16 protein-coding genes are annotated in these 19417 nt (G+C 39.0%); 5 read left to right on the top strand and 11 right to left on the bottom strand.

The features are described from left to right. Positions 1-87: 87 nt before the first annotated feature. The 3 genes from ACZ47N_RS11725 to ACZ47N_RS11715 form a co-directional block, all read right to left on the bottom strand. A complete protein-coding gene (locus ACZ47N_RS11725; protein ID WP_464886726.1) occupies positions 88-1350 on the bottom strand; it encodes a Glu/Leu/Phe/Val family dehydrogenase in 1263 nt (420 codons plus the stop codon). A 128-nt stretch (positions 1351-1478) separates the two neighbouring features. Continuing rightward, positions 1479-2303 (bottom strand): DegV family protein, encoded by an 825-nt coding sequence (locus tag ACZ47N_RS11720; protein ID WP_464886725.1) that lies wholly within the window; start codon positions 2301-2303, stop codon positions 1479-1481. A gap of 241 nt (positions 2304-2544) precedes the next feature. Further along, positions 2545-3501: a nucleoside recognition family protein gene (locus tag ACZ47N_RS11715; protein ID WP_464886724.1), complete on the bottom strand. Its 957-nt coding sequence runs from the start codon at positions 3499-3501 to the stop codon at positions 2545-2547. A 140-nt stretch (positions 3502-3641) separates the two neighbouring features. Here ACZ47N_RS11715 and ACZ47N_RS11710 point away from each other — a divergent pair, with 140 nt between their 5' ends. Next, the gene (locus ACZ47N_RS11710) at positions 3642-4097 is read left to right on the top strand and encodes a universal stress protein (protein WP_464886723.1); all 456 of its coding nucleotides are present in this window, start codon (positions 3642-3644) and stop codon (positions 4095-4097) included. A gap of 56 nt (positions 4098-4153) precedes the next feature. Here the strand turns inward: ACZ47N_RS11710 and ACZ47N_RS11705 are convergent, their stop codons facing one another. Beyond that, the gene (locus tag ACZ47N_RS11705; protein ID WP_464886722.1) at positions 4154-5533 is read right to left on the bottom strand and encodes an aldehyde dehydrogenase; all 1380 of its coding nucleotides are present in this window, start codon (positions 5531-5533) and stop codon (positions 4154-4156) included. Between the two features lie 131 nt (positions 5534-5664). On the opposite strand from ACZ47N_RS11705, the gene ACZ47N_RS11700 reads away from it, so the two are divergent. After that, positions 5665-6393, top strand: a complete 729-nt coding sequence (locus tag ACZ47N_RS11700) for a rhomboid family intramembrane serine protease (protein ID WP_464886721.1) — start codon at positions 5665-5667, stop codon at positions 6391-6393. Here the strand turns inward: ACZ47N_RS11700 and ACZ47N_RS11695 are convergent. Further along, positions 6390-7568 (bottom strand): amidohydrolase, encoded by a 1179-nt coding sequence (locus ACZ47N_RS11695; RefSeq protein WP_464886720.1) that lies wholly within the window; start codon positions 7566-7568, stop codon positions 6390-6392. The two genes, ACZ47N_RS11700 and ACZ47N_RS11695, sit on opposite strands and share 4 nt — an antisense overlap. A 154-nt stretch (positions 7569-7722) precedes the next feature. On the opposite strand from ACZ47N_RS11695, the gene ACZ47N_RS11690 reads away from it, so the two are divergent. The 3 genes from ACZ47N_RS11690 (at position 7723) to ACZ47N_RS11680 (ending at position 10594) form a co-directional block, all read left to right on the top strand. After that, positions 7723-8889: an ATP-grasp domain-containing protein gene (locus ACZ47N_RS11690; RefSeq protein WP_464886719.1), complete on the top strand. Its 1167-nt coding sequence runs from the start codon at positions 7723-7725 to the stop codon at positions 8887-8889. A gap of 20 nt (positions 8890-8909) precedes the next feature. Beyond that, on the top strand, positions 8910-9662 hold the full coding sequence (locus ACZ47N_RS11685) for an esterase family protein (RefSeq protein ID WP_464886718.1): 753 nt from the start codon (positions 8910-8912) through the stop codon (positions 9660-9662). A gap of 233 nt (positions 9663-9895) precedes the next feature. After that, the gene (locus ACZ47N_RS11680; protein ID WP_464886717.1) at positions 9896-10594 is read left to right on the top strand and encodes a type 1 glutamine amidotransferase; all 699 of its coding nucleotides are present in this window, start codon (positions 9896-9898) and stop codon (positions 10592-10594) included. Between the two features lie 9 nt (positions 10595-10603). On the opposite strand, the gene ACZ47N_RS11675 is transcribed toward ACZ47N_RS11680, so the two are convergent. From ACZ47N_RS11675 to ACZ47N_RS11650, 6 genes are all read right to left on the bottom strand, one after another. Beyond that, the gene (locus ACZ47N_RS11675; RefSeq protein WP_464886716.1) at positions 10604-12574 is read right to left on the bottom strand and encodes a BCCT family transporter; all 1971 of its coding nucleotides are present in this window, start codon (positions 12572-12574) and stop codon (positions 10604-10606) included. A gap of 186 nt (positions 12575-12760) precedes the next feature. Then, positions 12761-13315: a LemA family protein gene (locus ACZ47N_RS11670; RefSeq protein WP_464886715.1), complete on the bottom strand. Its 555-nt coding sequence runs from the start codon at positions 13313-13315 to the stop codon at positions 12761-12763. A gap of 52 nt (positions 13316-13367) precedes the next feature. Then, positions 13368-15293, bottom strand: a complete 1926-nt coding sequence (locus ACZ47N_RS11665) for a DUF2207 family protein (protein ID WP_464886714.1) — start codon at positions 15291-15293, stop codon at positions 13368-13370. Positions 15294-15453: 160 nt separating this feature from the next. After that, positions 15454-17478, bottom strand: coding sequence for an alpha-amylase family glycosyl hydrolase (locus tag ACZ47N_RS11660; protein WP_464886713.1), 2025 nt, complete (start codon positions 17476-17478; stop codon positions 15454-15456). A 209-nt stretch (positions 17479-17687) separates the two neighbouring features. Next, positions 17688-18176: a molybdopterin-guanine dinucleotide biosynthesis protein B gene (mobB, locus tag ACZ47N_RS11655; protein ID WP_093315192.1), complete on the bottom strand. Its 489-nt coding sequence runs from the start codon at positions 18174-18176 to the stop codon at positions 17688-17690. Further along, entirely contained in the window at positions 18173-19408 is a 1236-nt protein-coding gene (locus tag ACZ47N_RS11650; RefSeq protein ID WP_464886712.1) for a molybdopterin molybdotransferase MoeA, read from the bottom strand. The genes mobB and ACZ47N_RS11650 overlap by 4 nt, the downstream gene beginning before the upstream one ends. Positions 19409-19417 lie beyond the last annotated feature (9 nt).

Here is a 19417-nt window from a genome sequence, read left to right as displayed (position 1 = left end):
TCTCTTCATGATAAGATTATCCTAAAAAAAGATCAAGTACAAGAAAACCGCCTCTTTATTAAAGAGACGGTTTAGAATCATTAAAACCTAGTACCAACCACGAAGTTTCATCGCATCTGCAACACGTTTAATGGACATCATATAAGCTGCTGTTCTCATCTCAACTTTATGGTCATCCATCAATTTCCAAATGTCATCAAAAGCCTTATTCATAGCTTTTTCTTGCTTTTCTTGAACTTCTTCAAAAGTCCAGTTGTAGCGCATTAAATTCTGTACCCATTCGAAATAGGACACTGTTACGCCACCAGCGTTGGCTAGAATGTCTGGAATCACTAAGATCCCCTTGTCATTCATGATTTTATCGCCTTCTGGTGTTGTTGGACCATTGGCACCTTCGCACACAATTTTTGCTTTTACTTGGTCCGCTGTTTCAGATGTAAATACATTCTCAAGGGCGCATGGCATCAAGACGTCTACATCCATACCAATAATTGCATTTCGATCAATCTCTTCTTCTGCACCAGAGAAACCAGTGATCATTCTATTTTTATTGTCTTTCGCATAGTCCATTAATTCTTTAATGTTTAACCCATTATTGTTCACTAGCGTGCAAGAAACGTCAGATACAGCAACCACTTTTGCACCCATTTCTTCCATATACATAGCCGCATAGGTTCCAACATTCCCAAAACCTTGAACCGCTACACGAATTCCATCTAGGTTCAAATTCAGTTTTTCAGCTGCAGCACGTGCCATAATAGCCACACCAAATCCAGTTGCTTCCGTACGAGCTAAAGAACCATAATAACTAACAGGTTTTCCTGTAAATACGCCTGGCTCAAATCTTCCAGTAGTTTTTTCGTATTCATCCACCATCCAAGCCATTACTTGACCATTAGTTCCTACATCTGGAGCTGGTATATCAACTTTCTCTCCAATGATAGGAGCAATTGCTCGGGCATATCCTCTTGCCAATCGTTCCAGTTCACCTTCTGACAACTCGAAAGGATCAGCAATAACACCGCCTTTGCCTCCGCCATAAGGAACTCCAACAACACCGCATTTAAAAGTCATCCAAGTAGATAAGGCTTTCACCTCGTCTTCATTCACATCTTGATGAAAACGTACGCCACCTTTAAAGGGACCTACTGCATCGTTATGCTGAGACCGATAACCTACAAAGGTTTTAATACTTCCATTATCCATTTTTACTGGAATGGCAACTTCCAGAACACGAATTGGATTTTTAAGGATTTCGTATACTTCCTGCGGTGTACCCAGCTTGTCACATGCTGATTTAACCTGCTGCTGTGCAATTACAAACGGATTGTTAGCACCTTTCTCTGACATTAAACTGCCTCCTTTTTCATTGGTGATATTTTGAGTTAAGGATTGCATTTGTATCTTCACTCATTTTGAATTATAACATACCTCTTAAAAAAGTGGTAGGCATTTCCCTAAGAAAGATAGCCGCTACCTTAAAAACAAACTAACAACCCACCAATACCGGCATGAGTTCCAATTACTGGTCCCATCGTCGTTAACATTACCTCTGATGGATTAAAACGCTGTATAATTTCATCTTTCAATGCTTCCGCCTCTTCTAAGCAATCACAATGGGTGATGGCTACAACTTGATCGCTGTAATCCTTTTTCTTTTTTTCCATTTCATCCAATAATACTCGAATTGCTTTCTTTTTTCCACGAAGTGTTTTTAGTACCCGTACATATCCATCTTCTACATGAACCACAGGCTTTAAATTCAGTAAGTTGGCTACAAATTCTTTTGGTTTGCTCACTCGTCCACCTTTCACTGAATTCTCCAAAGTTTCTAAATAAACAACTACTCTCATTTGATCTCGATAAGCTTTAATCTTTTCAATAATTTCAGATGTTTCCAGCCCTTCTTTTGCTAACTGACACGCTTTTAAAACTTGCATTCCCACCCCTATGGAACCTGTAAGCGTATCAAATATTTCTATGTTTCCTCCTGTTTCTTGTCGAGCTTGATGGGCCCCTTCTATGGTGCCACTTAATCGAGAAGATAGGTGAATACTAAGAACTTCCTCACTGTTTTTCAGTCCTTCTTTAAAGCGATCCATCAATGTTTGAGGAGATGGCTGTGATGTTTTAGGAATTGTAGGGGAGTCTTTCATTTTTCTGTAAAAATCTTGATGGCTCAAGTCAACACCATCCACATAATCTTTTCCATCAATTTCAATGCGAAGAGGAGCCACCAAAACATTATATTTTTCAATTATTTCTTTCGGTAAGTCGCATGAACTGTCTGTAATAATTTGCACTTGATTTTCCTCCTTATGCTCAAATATTCAATCCTATAACCTTGGGACTTTATTTCTTCTTTCTATGTATCATTATGGTCAAATTCATCTAATTATCCTACCTCCATTATATAGTTCTGAATTCAGGACTGCAAGCGGATTGAAAACAAAGCTTTCTATCAATTATCTTCAATCAATACCGATCCCTAGATTTCACCATAATTACTGAGGTGAGAAGCTGGATTTTCGATCCTTCTATTCTTTAAAATATGATGAGATGTAGAATTCCACGCAGGACAATCCCCATTGCCGCAGCCATCATCGCAGGTCTTGCCACACGAGTAACCCGCTGTCCAGCCGCCATTAAAATAGCAACGCCTACTGGATCCAGTGGATTCAATGTAAAGCCAGCAATTCTATTCAGTTCAGCTACAGACATGGCTCCATCGTTCATTAATTCAATCACAATAGCCATCATGGCGGTTCCACCTGCAATAAACTTAGTGACAATTGGAAGGACAGCAATTCCTGGTATTCCTATAGCTTCCATCAAAGGAGCCGCCCATATCTCTAACCATCCTATGGCACCTATGTCTCGCATTATATTCACCAAAAATACAGCCAGAATGAGAGGAGGCATTGACTTTACCGCAATAATCATTCCTTCTTCTCCACCTTGAAATAAGATGGAAATAATTCCCTTTTTCCCTTTAACTAGTTGTTCTTGTGACTTTACCTGCTCTTTACTAATCATCCTCTTGTCCTGATCACCAGAACACGTAGTATCGATCATCTTATACGCCATTAAGCTCGCTGCAAAACCACTTATTAACGAAGTTATTATGCCAATTGGAATATTAAGTCCAACTACAGCCAAGGGAAATGCTGCATTGGCTTGTGCCATCACCAAAACCGCCGCTATCGTAGCTCCAATTTTAGCATCGCTGATTTCTCTATCTTCCTCCATCAGCTTTAGTGTGGATACTGGAGCTGCAAAACTTATAAACAGCATTTGTATGATGGCAAAAACCCCCATCCCTGGCAGCCCTACCTTCGAAAGAGCTGGTGCCATTAAAGTAGCGGTTTTCTGTAAAAATCCCTTTTCATCCAACACTTTCATAACGGCCATCATAACAACCATGATTGGCAAAATAATATAAAGTGATAATTCTACTCCTGTTTTTCCAGCTTCAATAATAATGTGAACGATATGTTGCATATTCATGCCTCCTGTTGATAATTTCCTAATCCTCTCTATCTTTGAGTGAACCCCCCTTTTGCTGGGTATTGATTTTACTACATATGAATATATTATTCTATCCTTTAGTCATCTTTTCAACTGGAAAGGAAGTGTTTTGAATGAAATTATTGGTATGCGTTGATGGGTCAAAACAAAGCATAAAAGCAATGAACAAAGCCCTAGAAATTGCATCTGGTTGTGGTCTCAACGAGATTAGTCTGATTCACGTCTATGAAAATGTGGAAAAAAATTACTGGATTGCAACGGGTGAAGGGTATTACCCCAGCGAAGATGATTTTCAAAGATTAAAAGAACTTCAACAAAACATGGTCGACAAACACAAAAAAATGCTAGACGATTATGCATCAAAATTTTATGAAAAAGGGATTCGACCCACTATTATCTTAGAAGAAGGCCACCCCTCCCACACAATATCAAGAATAGCCGATGAAGAAAACTATGATATGGTTATCATTGGTAATCGGGGAATCGGTGGGCTTAAAAAAATATTCCTAGGAAGCGTTAGTAATGCGGTTATTCAGGAAACAAAGGCCAGCGTTCTGGTGGTGAAATAGTCTATTCATCTGCTTGATGCATGGAGGGCGCACTAAAGTGCGTCCTCTTACTATGTTTATAACAACTTTTTCAACCATGATATGCTTTTTTTATGATATGGAGGATACTTAATACTTGGGTCTATTAACGTGTTTGAACGAACCACAGACTTATAGTTTGAAAAGGTATCAAAACTATCTTTCCCATGATACCTACCCATCCCGCTGGTTTTCACCCCACCAAAAGGTAGATGCTGACTAGCCACATGAATGATGCAATTGTTGATGCACCCACCACCGAACTCCAATTGATTAAAAATAATTTCTTCGTTTTTTCTATTTTCCGTAAACAGATACAAAGCTAAAGGATTCCTATTTTTTCTCACCATGGAAATAATTTCTTTGTTTTCTCGAAAAGATAATATTGGTAAGATAGGACCGAAAATTTCTTCTTTCATCACTATGCTCTCCAATGTTACCTCATCTAAAATACTAGGTTCCATATACAAGTGTTCTCTATCGTATCTGCCTCCGCTTCTAATATTGCCCTCTTTTAAAAAGCTTAAAAGCTTATCAAATCGTTGTTGATTTACAATACGTGCATAATCTTTGGATTTTTGTGGCTCTTCACCATAAAACTCTTTTATAACACCAACCAACTCCACCATAAGCTTTTCTTTTATGGCTTCCTGAACCAGTACATAATCTGGTGCAACGCAGGTCTGACCAGCATTCATAAACTTACCCCATACAATACGTCTGGCTGTTACATCCAGTTTAGCATCTTCCATGACAATAGCTGGACTTTTACCTCCCAGTTCAAGGGTCACAGGCGTCAGATGCGTAGCTGCCCTCGCCATAATTTTTTTACCAACTTCAGTGCTACCTGTGAAAAAAATATGATCAAAAGAGAATTGTTCTACCAACATATTCCCCACCTCTGATCCTGACCCCTGTATCGAAGTAATATACGCTGGATCAAAGGTTTGTTGAATAATTTCTGTAGCCACCTTTGACGTATGAGGTGTTTTATCCGATGGTTTTACCATTGCACAATTACCAGCAGCTATGGCTCCAACAAGTGGAACCATCAATAGCTGAAAAGGATAGTTCCAAGGACTTATAATTAAAACAACTCCTTTCGGTTCTGGACGTATCCACGATTTCCCTGGCTCCATCACCCAAGGAGTTTTTTTCTTCTCTGGTTTTGACCAGGATCGCACCTTGTGGATGGCATGGTTTACTTCTTCATAAAACATTGCAAGTTCTGCAGAAAAGCTTTCGAAATCAGGTTTTGATAAATCTTTGGCTAAAGCTTGAATTATTTCCTTTTCCTTCCTCTGAACAGATTTTTTCAGTGCCCTCAGGCTTCTGATACGAAAAAGCAATTTTTTTGTATTTCCTTCATCAAAAAACTGTCGCTGACTCTCAAATGCTTCCCTTACCAACATTTCCATTTCTTATCTCCTCTCTTAGTTTCGATGTCTTCCATCATGGGTATCCATTCATAAAGTGATCTTGGATGTTTTGTGTTAAACCCAAAATCCATCCTATTGATCCGTATTTCAAACTTGGAGGATGATATTTAATGATTCCAATACGTGACAGCGTTCCCAGCCGTACCACTCCCTATATCACGTACCTTCTTATTGCCGCAAATATCGGGGTCTTCCTCTATATGCAAACCCTCCATCCTCAACAAGCCCATTTTTTCGTTATCCAGTTTGGCTTTATCCCCGTCCGATTTTCCGCTATCCTTCGTGACGGTCTTCAGTCACTACCCATTGAATGGGTTTTCCCGATTTTTAGCAGTCTTTTTATGCACGGAAGTTGGTTTCACTTGATTAGCAATATGTGGAGTCTCTGGCTTTTTGGTGACAATGTAGAAGACAGCGTAGGACATTTTAAATACCTGTTTTTCTATATTTTTGCAGGTATCTTTGCATCACTAATCCATTTTGTCTTCAATATGCTTTCTCCTATTCCTGTTATCGGTGCCTCAGGAGCCATCGCTGCTGTAATGGGAGCTTACGTGGTCTTATTTCCCTTGGCTCGCATCACAACCTTAGTTCCTTTACTATGGATCCCTTTATTTATCAAGGTTCCCGCTTTGTTTTTCATGGGAATTTGGTTTATCTCTCAAATAATGTCCGGACTATCTGCACTGGGACAAAGTGACTTGGGTGGTGGCATTGCCTGGTGGGCCCATATTGGTGGATTTGTTTTTGGCCTCTTTATAATCAGCTTCATCCGAAAACCAACCAGGCGCTATCAATGTTCTTCTTACGATGATCGATACGATTGTCACGTCGATTAATCAGATTTTCTGAATGTTTCCAAAGTTGCTTGTTGCAGTTTTTCATCCAGTAATAATTCATAGCCAACGGCCATTAACGCTATCGCACTTTTTAGCATCATATCTTCTGCTCTTTTGGAGGCGCTGGCTTCTGCATATTCTCTTGTATGCTGAGCCACATCAGGTTCTGTAATCGCTACATAGGGGTGAATAACAGGCATCTCTATTGATATATTTCCTATATCAGAAGATCCAGCAGCTTCTTTGGGATCTGCCACTTCCATTTTCTCTCCCTGTTTTTCCATATATGCTTTGAATCGTTCTTCCAATACTTGATTTGGATATCGTTCAGCATAAATTTCATCATGATCAAAAGCAAATCTAGCGCCTGTTTTTTTGGCTTCTTGGGCCGCAAAGCCGGTAAGCTGATCTATAACCATTTGCACCTCGTCTCTTTTAGCCCCTCGGATTAAGAATTTACCACAAGATTTATCTACAATCACATTAGAAGCTGTGCCTCCCGCCGTAATAATTCCATTAATTTTTACTTGAGGCGGATGTGTTGACTGTAGATGCTTAATTCGATTAAATACTTGTATTAAAGGATAAAGGGCATCAATACCTTCCTCTGGCTTGGATGAATGTGCAGAATGACCATAAAACTCTAAAATCAACTCACAACAAGCCGTGCTATTTCTACCAATAAGAGATCGATTGGATGGATGCATCATCAGCGAAAAGTCAATATCTTCAAAAGCACCACCATGAAGCAGCAGAATTTTACCACCTCCATTCTCCTCTGCTGGTGTTCCCAGAAGTATTACAGATCCACCTGTTTCTTCCACCAACTCTTTAAGCCCTATGGCAGCACCCACTGAGCTGGCAGCAATTAAATTGTGTCCGCAGGCGTGTCCTATCTCAGGCAATGCATCATATTCAGCCAAAAAAGCAATCCTTGGACCATCTTTTTTGCTACGATAAGTAGCTTTGAATGCTGTAGAAATGCCTGAAATATTCCGATCTACTTGAAAACCCACTTGCTTTAATATCCTCGCTATTCTCTCTGATGCTTTAAATTCTTGAAATGCCGTCTCTGGATGCTGATGAATATATCTACTTAAGTCTATTAAAAGCGCTCTATTTTTTTCTATGGATTTTATTGATTCTCTTATGACTTGATCTATTGTTAGCTTCATTTTTCAATGCCTCCCTGCTATTTTACTTTCTCCTCTTTGTTTTTTCTATTATATCAGAAAGCCACCCTTAATTTGAAGACTTCCTCATTTAAATTATTTCAGAATTATGATACAATAGTCTAATCACCAATATACTAGATGAGGAGTGATTGTTATGAACTATGTCTTTATCTCCCCTTCTTTCCCTTCTAACTACCAATACTTTGTCGAAGCACTTCGCCAAAGAGGTTGCTCCGTCCTTGGAATTGGATCGGAGCCTTATGATTCACTAAGCTTAAGCTTAAAGGAATCTTTAACCGAGTACTACTTGGTGAAGGATTTAGAGAACTATAACGAAATGCTTCGAGCTTGTGGTTATTTTACTCACAGGTACGGCAAGATCCAACGCATAGAATCTCATAATGAACATTGGCTAGAACAGGATGCATGCCTTCGAAGTGATTTCAACGTGACAGGTTTAAAACGCCAAGATATGCCTCTTATTAAATATAAGTCGAAAATGAAAAAAATCTTCCAAAAAAATGGTATTCCTGTCGCCGAAGGTAAACCTGTCGGTACTTTTGAAGAGGCTTGTCAGTTAACAGCGGAAATAGGTTTTCCTCTGTGCCTTAAGCCAGATTGTGGTGTCGGTGCCAGTCATACTTATAAAATTCATTCCATGAAAGAACTAGAACTTTTCTTTTCAAAAAAGCTCTCCGTCCCCTATATTATGGAAGAATTTATCACAGGTGAAATTCACACCTTCGACGGACTGACAGACCAAAACGGAAACATCGTATTTGCTTCTACTTTTATTTTTGATAAAGGGGTTATGGAAACGGTCAATGAAGATTTGGACATGTTTTACCACAATTTACGACAAATCCCTGAAGATCTGATAGAATTAGGGAGTAACGTAGTAAAGTCTTTTGAACTAAAGGAGCGATTCTTTCATATTGAATTTTTCAGAACTCCTGAGCAACAATTAATTGCCCTTGAGGTTAATGTTAGGCCACCCGGCGGTCTTTCCATGGATATTTTTAATTATGCAGATGATTTCAACTATTATGATCTTTATGCTCAAGTTGTTTTGGGAATGGATGTGCCCAAAACCATAGATCACCACCATTATGTAGCTTATGCCGGTAGAAAAACAAGGGATCATTTTGAGCATCGTCATAACCAACAGGAAATCCTGGAAAAATATGAAGACCTCTTAATATACCATGGGTCCATTGCTTCTGTTTTTTCAGCAGCCATTGGAGATTATGCTTATGTGCTGCGCTCAAGAGAGTTAGGCCCCTTAAAAGAGGCAGCAATGTTCATCCTTGAACGAAAATAAGCTAAAGGGAGGAAGGTAGCATGCAAATCAAGTATGAATCTTTTCACAGTAACTATTTAAATCGAGGGATGGAATTCAAGCATTATGGAGAGGTGGGCAAACCAATGATCGTCTTTCCATCATCTGGTGGACGCTTTTATGAGTATGAAGATTTTAAAATGATTGATGCCTGCCACCCTTTTATCGAAAAAGGGCTTATACAGATATTTACTCCCGATAGCATTGACCAAGAAAGCTGGCTTGAAGAGGATGTATGGCCTGGTGATCGTGGCTATAGGCATAATCTCTACGATAGTTACATTATGGAAGAACTGATTCCCTACATCCAAAGTAAAACTGGTTATCGAAACAAATTCATTACTACTGGTTGTAGCATGGGTGCTTACCACGCTGCCAATTTTTTCTTTCGACATCCAGATGTTTTCGACACATTAATAGGACTTAGTGGTATTTATGATGTCCGCTTCTTTGTTGGCGACTTTTTGCATATCCATGATGTTTATATCAATTCACCTATAGATTATCTTGCCAACCTAACAGATTCCTGGTATATTCATCAATACCAAAAAAGCGATATAATCATTTGTTCTGGAACAGGAGACTGGGAAGAAGACTCTATTGACCACACCAAACGTCTGAAAAGCATTCTTGAAGAATTGAATGTACCCGCTTGGATTGATTTTTGGGGAAAAGATGTGGATCACGACTGGCCTTGGTGGCGTATCCAAATCGCATATTTCTTAGATCAACTAAAGCAACACAATAAATTGTAGCAACAAAGACACCTATCCTATTTAATCATTGAAAATGGACCTTTTAATTCAGATGATCCTCTTAATAAAAAGCTCTAATATCCTTCAACAAGAGAACACAGAAAAAAACACCGGTGCCTTTTTATGGGAGCCGGTGTTTTTATTAACCTCCTGCAACTGAATCTTTTCTAAGAATTGGAAGCCACTTTTTCCTATGCTATAATAAATTTATCTATAAATAGGAGGTTGAGATTATGATTTTAGTACTAAATTTTTTTCTGAAAGATTCCTTTGCCGCTACCTTTGATCAAGTAATCAAAAACCATTTTAAAGAACTCCCGGATCCCTGTCTATGCATTCGTGTTACCTCTACTACTAAGGCTGAAGAAATCCTCTTAAAAAGCCAGTCATCTACTCATTTAATCTTATCCGGCTCCGAAGCTTCTACCTTAGATGACATGGGATGGGAAAATGAAATGAAAAAAGTCGTTCTTTCTTTTATAAACAATCAAAAACCTATCCTCGGAATTTGTTATGGTCATCAATTTCTAATTCGATGCTTAGCAGGTAAAGACTATCTTCGAAAAGCACCCAAACCTGAAATAGGTTGGGGTAAAATACGCTTAAAAGAAAACCCTTTGCTTGAGGGTATACAGAATCCCGTTTGCCTGTTGGCTCACTATGATGAAGCCGTAGAACTACCAGAAAACTTCCAACTCCTGGGTTCTTCAGAAAAATGTGCCATTCACGGTTTCCAGTATAAAGATCTTCCGGTATGGGGCGTCCAATTTCACCCAGAATACGACCTTGAAAGCGGTCAGGAGATTTTTGAAAACCTACAATCTAATGATACTCGCTACCATGAACATTTTGAAAATGCACTTAATCATCCACATCAACTAGAGCAAAACAAAAGGTTTTTTACTAATTTCATCAACATAAAAGAAGTATAGAGTTCACGGTTAAACATCTTTTATATTTTCTTCCAAGGCTTCGTCAACCACTACTTCAGAAATGGCTTCGGTTAAGACATGCTTTTCTTCCACTTGTTTGAGTTTTTCCTGTACCGCTTCCTCCACATCATATTCTTGACTAAACCCAGCATACAGGGAATAGATAATTAGCAAAAGAATGGCTGCAAACGGTAGTCCTGTAATGACAGTGGCTGTTTGCAAAGCTACAAGACCACCTCCAATAAGCAACGTAGCTGCCACTACCCCTTCCATACAGGCCCAAAAAACACGCTGAGGTACTGGTGAATCTAACTTTCCGCCAGAAGTCAAATGATCTACCACTAAAGATCCTGAGTCGGAGGATGTGACAAAAAATACAGTCACCAATAAAATCCCAATAATGGACAACATATTAGACAGTGGCAGATTTTCCAGCATTGCAAAAAGGGCAATAGAAGCATCTATTTCAACTGCTGAAACGATATCTGCAACTCCTGTCAATTGAATATTGATCGCTGTACTTCCGAAGACAGCCATCCACAAGAAGGACACCAGTGTGGGAAACAGCATAACACCAAGAACGAACTCTCGAACGGTTCTCCCTTTGGAAACACGTGCAATAAACATCCCTACAAATGGAGACCAGGAAATCCACCAAGCCCAATAAAAAATCGTCCATCCACCCTGCCAGTTCGTATCTCGAAAGGTTTCTGTCCACATACTTAATTCTGGAAATGTAGCAAGATAGTACCCAATATACTGAGAAAACCCATTTAGAATATACACCGTTGGTCCAAGAATAAGCACCATCAGCATAAACACACCTGCTAGACCCATGTTAATCTCACTTAATCGCTTGACGCCTCCGTCAAGACCAAGGACAACGGAAATCGTAGCAAATCCTGTAATCACTGCGATTAATATAACCTGAGTGGTTGTATTAATCCCTACTCCAAACAGATAATTCAATCCACCATTAATTTGAGTAACTCCTAGTCCCAAAGAAGTTGCCAGTCCCGTTAGAGTTGCCAACACTGATAAAACATCAATCAAATTCCCCCAAAATCCATATATTTTATTGCCAATCAGAGGATAAAAAATGGATCGAATCGTTAGCGGAAGACCTCTGTTAAAAGCAAAAAAAGCTAAACCCAAGCCTACGACTGAATAAATAGCCCAAGGATGAACGCCCCAATGAAAAAATGTAGTGACCATGGAAGCTTGAGCTGCACTTGCTGAGTTGGGTTCCAATCCACCAAACATAGGGGAAGGTGTATTTAAATGTAAAATAGGTTCACCCACACTCCAAAACATCAGTCCTATACCCATCCCAGCACTCATGAGCATGGCATACCAACCAACTTTTGTAAATTCTGGTTGCGCATCATGTCCACCAATTCTAATATTCCCGAACCTCCCAAAAGCAAAAAACAAAGAGGCCACAATAAAAATATTAGCCACCATAACAAAAAACCATCCAAAGTTTGTGGTAATAAATCCTAATGAATTTTGAAAAAATATTTCCGCCTCTTTGGTGTATCTTAGAGTGCCGGCTATAAAAATCACCAATACAAAAGAAGAAATCAAGGTGACATAGGGATGAATATCAAATCCAAATCCAGCCCAATTATTCTCGCCAGGTTCTTCCATTCTTGATTCATCAAATAAAGATGCTGTAGGTCTTATTTGTAGCCCTTTGAACTGTGGTCTTTCTTTAATTGCTTTTTTTCTAGCTTCTGCCTCTGCTTTTTTTAGTTTTTTTGCCAAAATCCTCTTAGACATAATTTCTTGTCGTTTTTCTTCTTTAAGCCGTCTTTCTTCCTCATTAATTTTTCTTTCTTCTTCTCTTTTTTGTCTTTCCAGTTCTTTCTTTTTTTCTTCAAAACCTTTTTTTAAAGCCTTTTCTTCTTCTCTGAGTTTTCTTTCTTCCTCTCTGAGTTTCTTTTCTTCCTCTTTAAACTTTTTTTGATCTTCTGCCATGCATAACAACCCTCCAGATTTTTTAAGTAAGAACATTCGCCGAATTTAATTCTAGATTGTACCATTTATATAACCAAAAATCCAATGTTCAAACAGCCAATCTCTTATTTTTACCTATGAAAAAAGTGTAACCAAAAGTTACACTTTTTTATGCTATCTTGTCCTATCCATCAATAACACTTAGATTTAGAATCGAACTTGAACAGCTTCCCTTTCAGAAGCTTCAATGGCTTCAAAATATGGAATAAACTGAAATCCCATCAAGCCTGCCAATACATTTCCTGGAAAAGTTTGGATTTTTGTGTTGTACTTCATAGCCGTATCATTATAAAACTGTCTGCTGTATGCAATTTTGTTTTCTGTATCCGATAAATCCTGTTGCAGCTTAGCAAAATTATCGCTAGCTTTTAGCTCTGGATAAGCTTCCGCTACGGCAAATAAAGACTTTAAGGCTCCCGAGAGTTGGTTCTCCGCCTGTTGTCTCTGCTCAACCGATTGAGCCTGTAAGGCTTCTGCCCTTGCTCTGGTCACCTGTTCAAAGGTTTCTTTTTCATGTGCTGCATATGCTTTTACTGTCTCTACCAAATTAGGAATTAGATCCGAACGCCGCTTCAATTGAACATCAATCTGTGCCCAAGCATTTTGAACAAAGTTACGTAGTTTCACTGTGTTGTTGTAAAAAATCACCAATACTATAAACAACAATACCGTTGGGGCTAAAATAACCAATAAATATTGCATGGAAATTCTCCTCTCTTTCTTCTATGAGATTGCTTAATTATCCTGTCCAGCACTAACGAAAATCTACACCTCCTCCTCCTGCGCCACCACCACCGCCACTGGAGAATCCACCTCCACCTCCACTACCGTCGGAGTCTCTACTTTGTGCAACCTTATAACTCTCTTTAACAGATCTATTAATAGATTTCTCAGAGTCTATGATCATTTGATTGAATCCATGAAAATTCATCATGCCAGCACTGACATACCATCCGTATCCAAACTGTCGTCCATCTTGTTCCATATTAGGAAACACTATTTGTAGCTGTTTTATTACTTCTTTAGCGACTCCCAAAGGGATTGCATACACCAAATATTGCTCCCATATGACCAGTGAAGGGATTTGATGCTGATCCATAGCCGAAAAATCCTGCAGAAATTTTCTAAAAGCCTTCCACCTCATATAATCTTCTAGTCCTTTTTTTGAATGCCTTATCATTCCTTTCAACGTAAACAACCCTACCACTCCTGCCAAAACAAACCCTACTCCTAGATAATTAAGGTCAAAAATTCCTATTACTCCAATCCCAACCCCAGCATAAAGCAACGCAAGGACGATGTGTATGATTTGATCTCGCGTCGTAAAATATTCAAAAAAGCCTTGTTTATTTGTTTTTTCCTTGATGGCCTCACATAAACCTAGATATTTATCATGAAATACCTTTCTATTGGATTTTTGCTTTGTAAAGTCTTCAATTTGTCCTAAGGAAACTTGTGCATTTGGTTGATGCTCATCTGTTTTTCCAATATCCCAAAAAAGCAATCGTAGTAACTTTTGTTCATAAAATGACAATTCATCTAAGGGTTTCTCTTGACGAATCAACATATAGTCTGTTTTCCGGCTTTTTTTAAAGATTCCTTTCTTTTCGGGCATAAATTCATGAATGATTAAATAACCTCGTCTGCCTAAATCCATGATCGTAGCCATAATCATTTCTGGTTTATGGTTGTTCTTATTCCAAATCTGTCCTAAGATAGCAGGCGAATAATCGCCTGGTAATTCTCGATAATAATCTCCGATAAAATCAGCCTTATGATGCTTCAAAAACCTAAATCGCTTCCCCATAAAAAAAATTACTCCTACTATAAAAGCTAAAGGAGCACCATATATGTCTGTTCTGACATGCCTTCGTTGTCGATTCGCTTCATCTGCCCAACGCTTTTCTTCTTCTAATATATTTGATAGACCTGCTTCGCCAGAATAATATGAGGCATCCGGCACTAAAAAAGTCGGAAAAGCTACTCTGCCTTCAAACATTGTTTCTGCTGACAAAGGCGATGCACTCCATCTAATGGAGTTGCCAGTAAGGATATCTACTTCGCCATCTAATGGTCCATGTCCCCAAGCCATCATATCCTCAATTTGGGCTCCTGGGGGTAATTCTAACTCAACGATAAAGTGACCAAAAGGACGTGGAGAATCTGCACCCATAAACTGGTAGTATAGTTCTGCAATATCCTCATGAACCGTTACTGCATTATGCACACGATACTGGAATGCATAGGTTTTCTTGGTATTATTGACATTAATGCTCCAATCCAACAAAATACTATTGCCACGCTCCACAGCAACAAACGTTCCAACTGGTCCTACTCCGTAACGAAATTGCTGATTGTTGCGATAGCTGGTTATTTCTTCTACGGATGAATCTAAATCTCCTGAATGTTGCACCAATGGTTCCCCGTTTTCATAGACAGAAATATTTGATGCCTGCATATGATCAAATAAATTAATCCAACGAGACATCCCATTCCACTGGCCCTCAAAATTAACGTCATAGTACTCTGTCACGTCCATAGAACCATCCGTATTTACTTTGGCCACCACTCTGACATACTCTATCTCTACTGATCTAGCATGCACAGAAGATACGCCCCAAAACCCAATGGATATCATGGCTACCAAAAGGATCACGGTCACTTTTTTTACTTTGCCCATTCTTAATCCCCCCTCTATTCGATGGCTGTCACAAAAAGGTTTCTTGATAAAATCCTAGCACGCTCTCCTTTTGTTTTCACCACCCATTAAGGGTAGTTTGCTTTCTTATTTTGTTTTATATACAAAAGATCCCCTACCCTTTTTGGGTAGGGGATCTGGTTTATAGGGCTTTCAGAACCATTCCAGTCCTGTTGGGTAAATAAATGGTTATGCCACGGTCTTTGGGATACGCTTTCAATTCCTGTGCTCTATAAATCATTTCAGATTGAATTCTTTGGTGACCACCAAACTTTTTTTCATCCGTATCCATCACTACCTGAAATCTTCCATCTTCATAAGTTGGAATTTCAAAAGCTTCCAAGGACTCTAGAGGATGAAAATTGTAAAGAAATAGAAATCCTTTCTTCTTATAGGCAATCACTTTTCTTTTGGTATCAATGAGTAAGCATTTTGGATTTTCTCCACCCATTAGGTTTTCATTTTGCATCAGCTTCAACATCGCTTGATCAAAGGCATTCAACTCTTCATATCGAAGAAATGGATTTTCCACCAGAGACCATTGTCTACGACAAAACGCAAAACTCCATCCATTCCCTTCCCTAGGAAAATCAATCCACTCCGGATGTCCGAACTCATTTCCCATGAAATTAAGATATCCGTCGGAACCCATGGATATGGTGATAAGACGAGCCATTTTGTGCAATGCCATGGCCCTATCAATAACAAGACTTTGACTCTCTTTATTCATATATTCATACATCGCTTTATCGGCTAAATGAAATATAAAGGTTTTATCGCCAACCAACGCCTGATCATGAGATTCAACATATCCTATTCGTTTTTCCTTAGGGCGGCTGGTAGACAATTCATGAAACATCGCATGCATATCCCACTCTTCATCTCTCTTCTTCAAGGTTTTTACCCAAAAATCGGGCATTCCCATGGCCAATCGGTAATCAAAACCTATGCCCCCATCCTTTATAGGAAGACACATACCTGGCATACCACTCATATCTTCTGCAATCGAAACCCCATCTTCCCGTATTTCCTTGATCAATTCATTAGCAAATTGTAGATAATTTAAAGCCTCCACATCTGTATTGGAACTAAAGTATTTCTCATACCGATCAAAAGCTGTCCCCAGCCCATGATCATGATAAATCATAGACGTAACTCCATCAAAACGAAAACCATCAAAGTGATATTCTTCCATCCAAAACTTAAGACTGGATAACAAAAAATGAATCACTTCCTGCTTACCATAGTTGAATAATTTGGAATCCCAAGCACTATGTGTACCACGACTACCAGAGTGAAAAAATTGATGCACCGTGCCGTCAAATTCATTAATGCCCTCTAATGTGTTTTTAACCGCATGAGACTGTACCACATCCATCAGAACTGCCATTCCCATTTCATGGGCTGTATTAATAAGTGATTTTAATTCTTCTGGATTACCAAACCATGAGGAAGCAGCAAAATAATTGGAAACATGGTATCCAAAAGAAGCGTAGTAAGGATGCTGCATAATCGCCATAATCTGAATCGTATTATATCCTTGCTCTTTAATTCTTGGGAGGATATTTTCTTCAAACTCCCGATAAGTCCCAATACCTTGTTTTTCCTGAGCCATCCCAATATGCGTCTCATAAATAAAAGGAGCTTGCTTCCAATCAACTTGAAAAGACTGATCCGTCCACCGAAAAGATTCTTTAGGATCCCAGATCTGTCCTGTAAAATCATGGTTTTTTTCATTCTGAACTACTCGTCGAATATAAAGAGGGATTCTATCTTTGCCAATACCTTGGCTTACCACATGTACTTTTACCAAAGATTGATGAGTAAGTGCTTCCCTTCCAGGCAGCCATAATTCCCATACTCCATGCTCCTTCTTTTTCAATGGATGACTAAGGCGATTCCACTGGTTAAAATCGCCGATAAGGAACAAAGCATCTGCTCCTGGAGCCCATTCTCTGTAGATCCACCCATTTTCAGAAGGATGGAAACCAAAAAAATGATGACCGTTGGAAAAATGATAAAAGTCTTTCGCTTCTTTTAGCAATTCTTTTTTTTCAGATTCATATCGTTGCTGTCTCAACCTCAAATCGCCTTCAAAGGGAGCGACCCATGGATCTATTTCTAAAATTTTCAATTGCTTTCCCATTATTTCCTTTTTATCCGTCATCAGCATTCCTCCATTACAAGAGCTCATAGGGATTAATAAAAGACCTTTACTTTCTCAATCATTAATGAGTCCATTATAGCTTGTTTCATTTTACTACGCAATTTTTCAAACATTTTTCCCCAGAATAAAATCTCAAACAATAACGCCTAAGTTCATTGTACATCCAATTTCCTTATCCTAAAAAACCCTACACGGATGCAGGGTCACTCTTATTGCAGAAATTTTTTTTCGATGTATTCTACTAGTTCGTCTATTTCATTGGGATGGTATTGTGGTTTATCTATATTAAATTTTTTATCTGTAACCAAGGCAAAGATTTCTACTTCCTTACAAAGTAATTCATCTGCAGCCTCTTCTCTAAAAACCTCTAATTTAGGATAGTTTTCTTTTTTATATCCTTCCGTAATCACTAAATCGACATTAGAAAGTGTCGATATCAAATCTTCCAACTTCTTTTCTTCTTCTACTCTTTGAATCATTGCATATTTAGTAGGAGAAGAAATCATTACAATATCAGAACCAGCTTGAGCATGCTTCCATGTATCTTTTCCTGGTTTGTCCATTTCAAAGCCATGAACGTCGTGCTTAATCGTCGCAATGCGATATCCTTTTTTCTTTAAGGCTTTTATTATATGACACATCACCGTTGTTTTACCTGTGTTGGAGTTTTTTCCAACAATAGAAAATACCGGAATCATGACTTCACCTCAGGTTGATCCAAAAGCTGAATACTGACTTTCTGACCTTTCTCATAAGGGCCTGTACCTGCCGGCACATAAAACAAGGAATTGTTCCCAGATAAACTAGACAAAACTCCAGAACTATGTTTTCCAGGAAATTTTGTATAAAAACTACCATCCCGATATACAGTAGTTCCTCTGACAAATCGATTTTGGTTGCTTACTTTAGAAAAGTCATTCTCAAGAATTGTTTCTACATTCATCAATCGATGCTTTTCACGCCCCATCATTTTCAACACCAAGGGTCTTACAAATTGCTCAAAGGTAATAAAAGCGGCAGCTGGATTTCCCGATAATCCTATCAGCAGCTTTTTCCCCAAACGTGCTACAGCAATAGGAGTTCCTGGTTTCATACGTACTTTCCAAAAAAGCATTTCTGCACCAGCATTCATAAAAGATTCTTTTACCAAGTCTTTATCACCAACAGAAACCCCTCCAGTAGTAATCACAATATCCGCAATTCCTAACCCAGCTTGTAGCTTTTCTGATATAGATTCAATATCATCGCCACACACACCCAGCATTAAAGCTTTTCCGCCTGTCTTTTTCACCTGAGCTGCAATCGTATAAGAGTTGCTGTTTCTGATTTTTCCATCCTGAAGAGGTTGTTGAATCTCCAGCAATTCATCTCCTGTGGAAAGAATCGCTACACGTGGTTTCATGTAAACTGATACGTAGCTCTTACCCAAAGTTGCCATCAGCCCAATTTCCGCTGGCTCAATCACAGTCCCTGCTTTAATCACCATCTGATTTACGTGAATATCTTCTCCTACCCTACTAATATTCTCCATGGTTGACATCGGAGCTTTGATCAGAATTTTTTCTCCGACGTTTTCTACCTCTTCTTGCCGAATCACTACATCGGCTCCCAATGGAATTTTAGCACCAGTCATAATGCGAACAGCCTGATAATCTTTAACACATTTTTCGGAAACGCTTCCTGCTGGTACATAGTCAATCACATCCAGCTCTATTGGTTGATCTGGCGATGCCCCTTGACTATCAACCGAGCGAAGTGCGTACCCATCCAAGGGTGACCGATCAAAGGGGGGAATATTGATGTCAGACACGATATCCTCTGCTAAAACCCCACCTAAGCTGTCTAGTATTGGCACATGAATCGACTGGGTTTGAGGACATTCATCTAAAAGTAGAGCCAGCGCCTCTTCCAAGGTTACATTTGTTCTCATGGATATCCT

It is taken from the genome of Tindallia texcoconensis (genome assembly GCF_055383815.1).
Note: the sequence above shows the minus strand (reverse complement) of the source record. Positions and strands in the feature narration are given on the sequence as shown.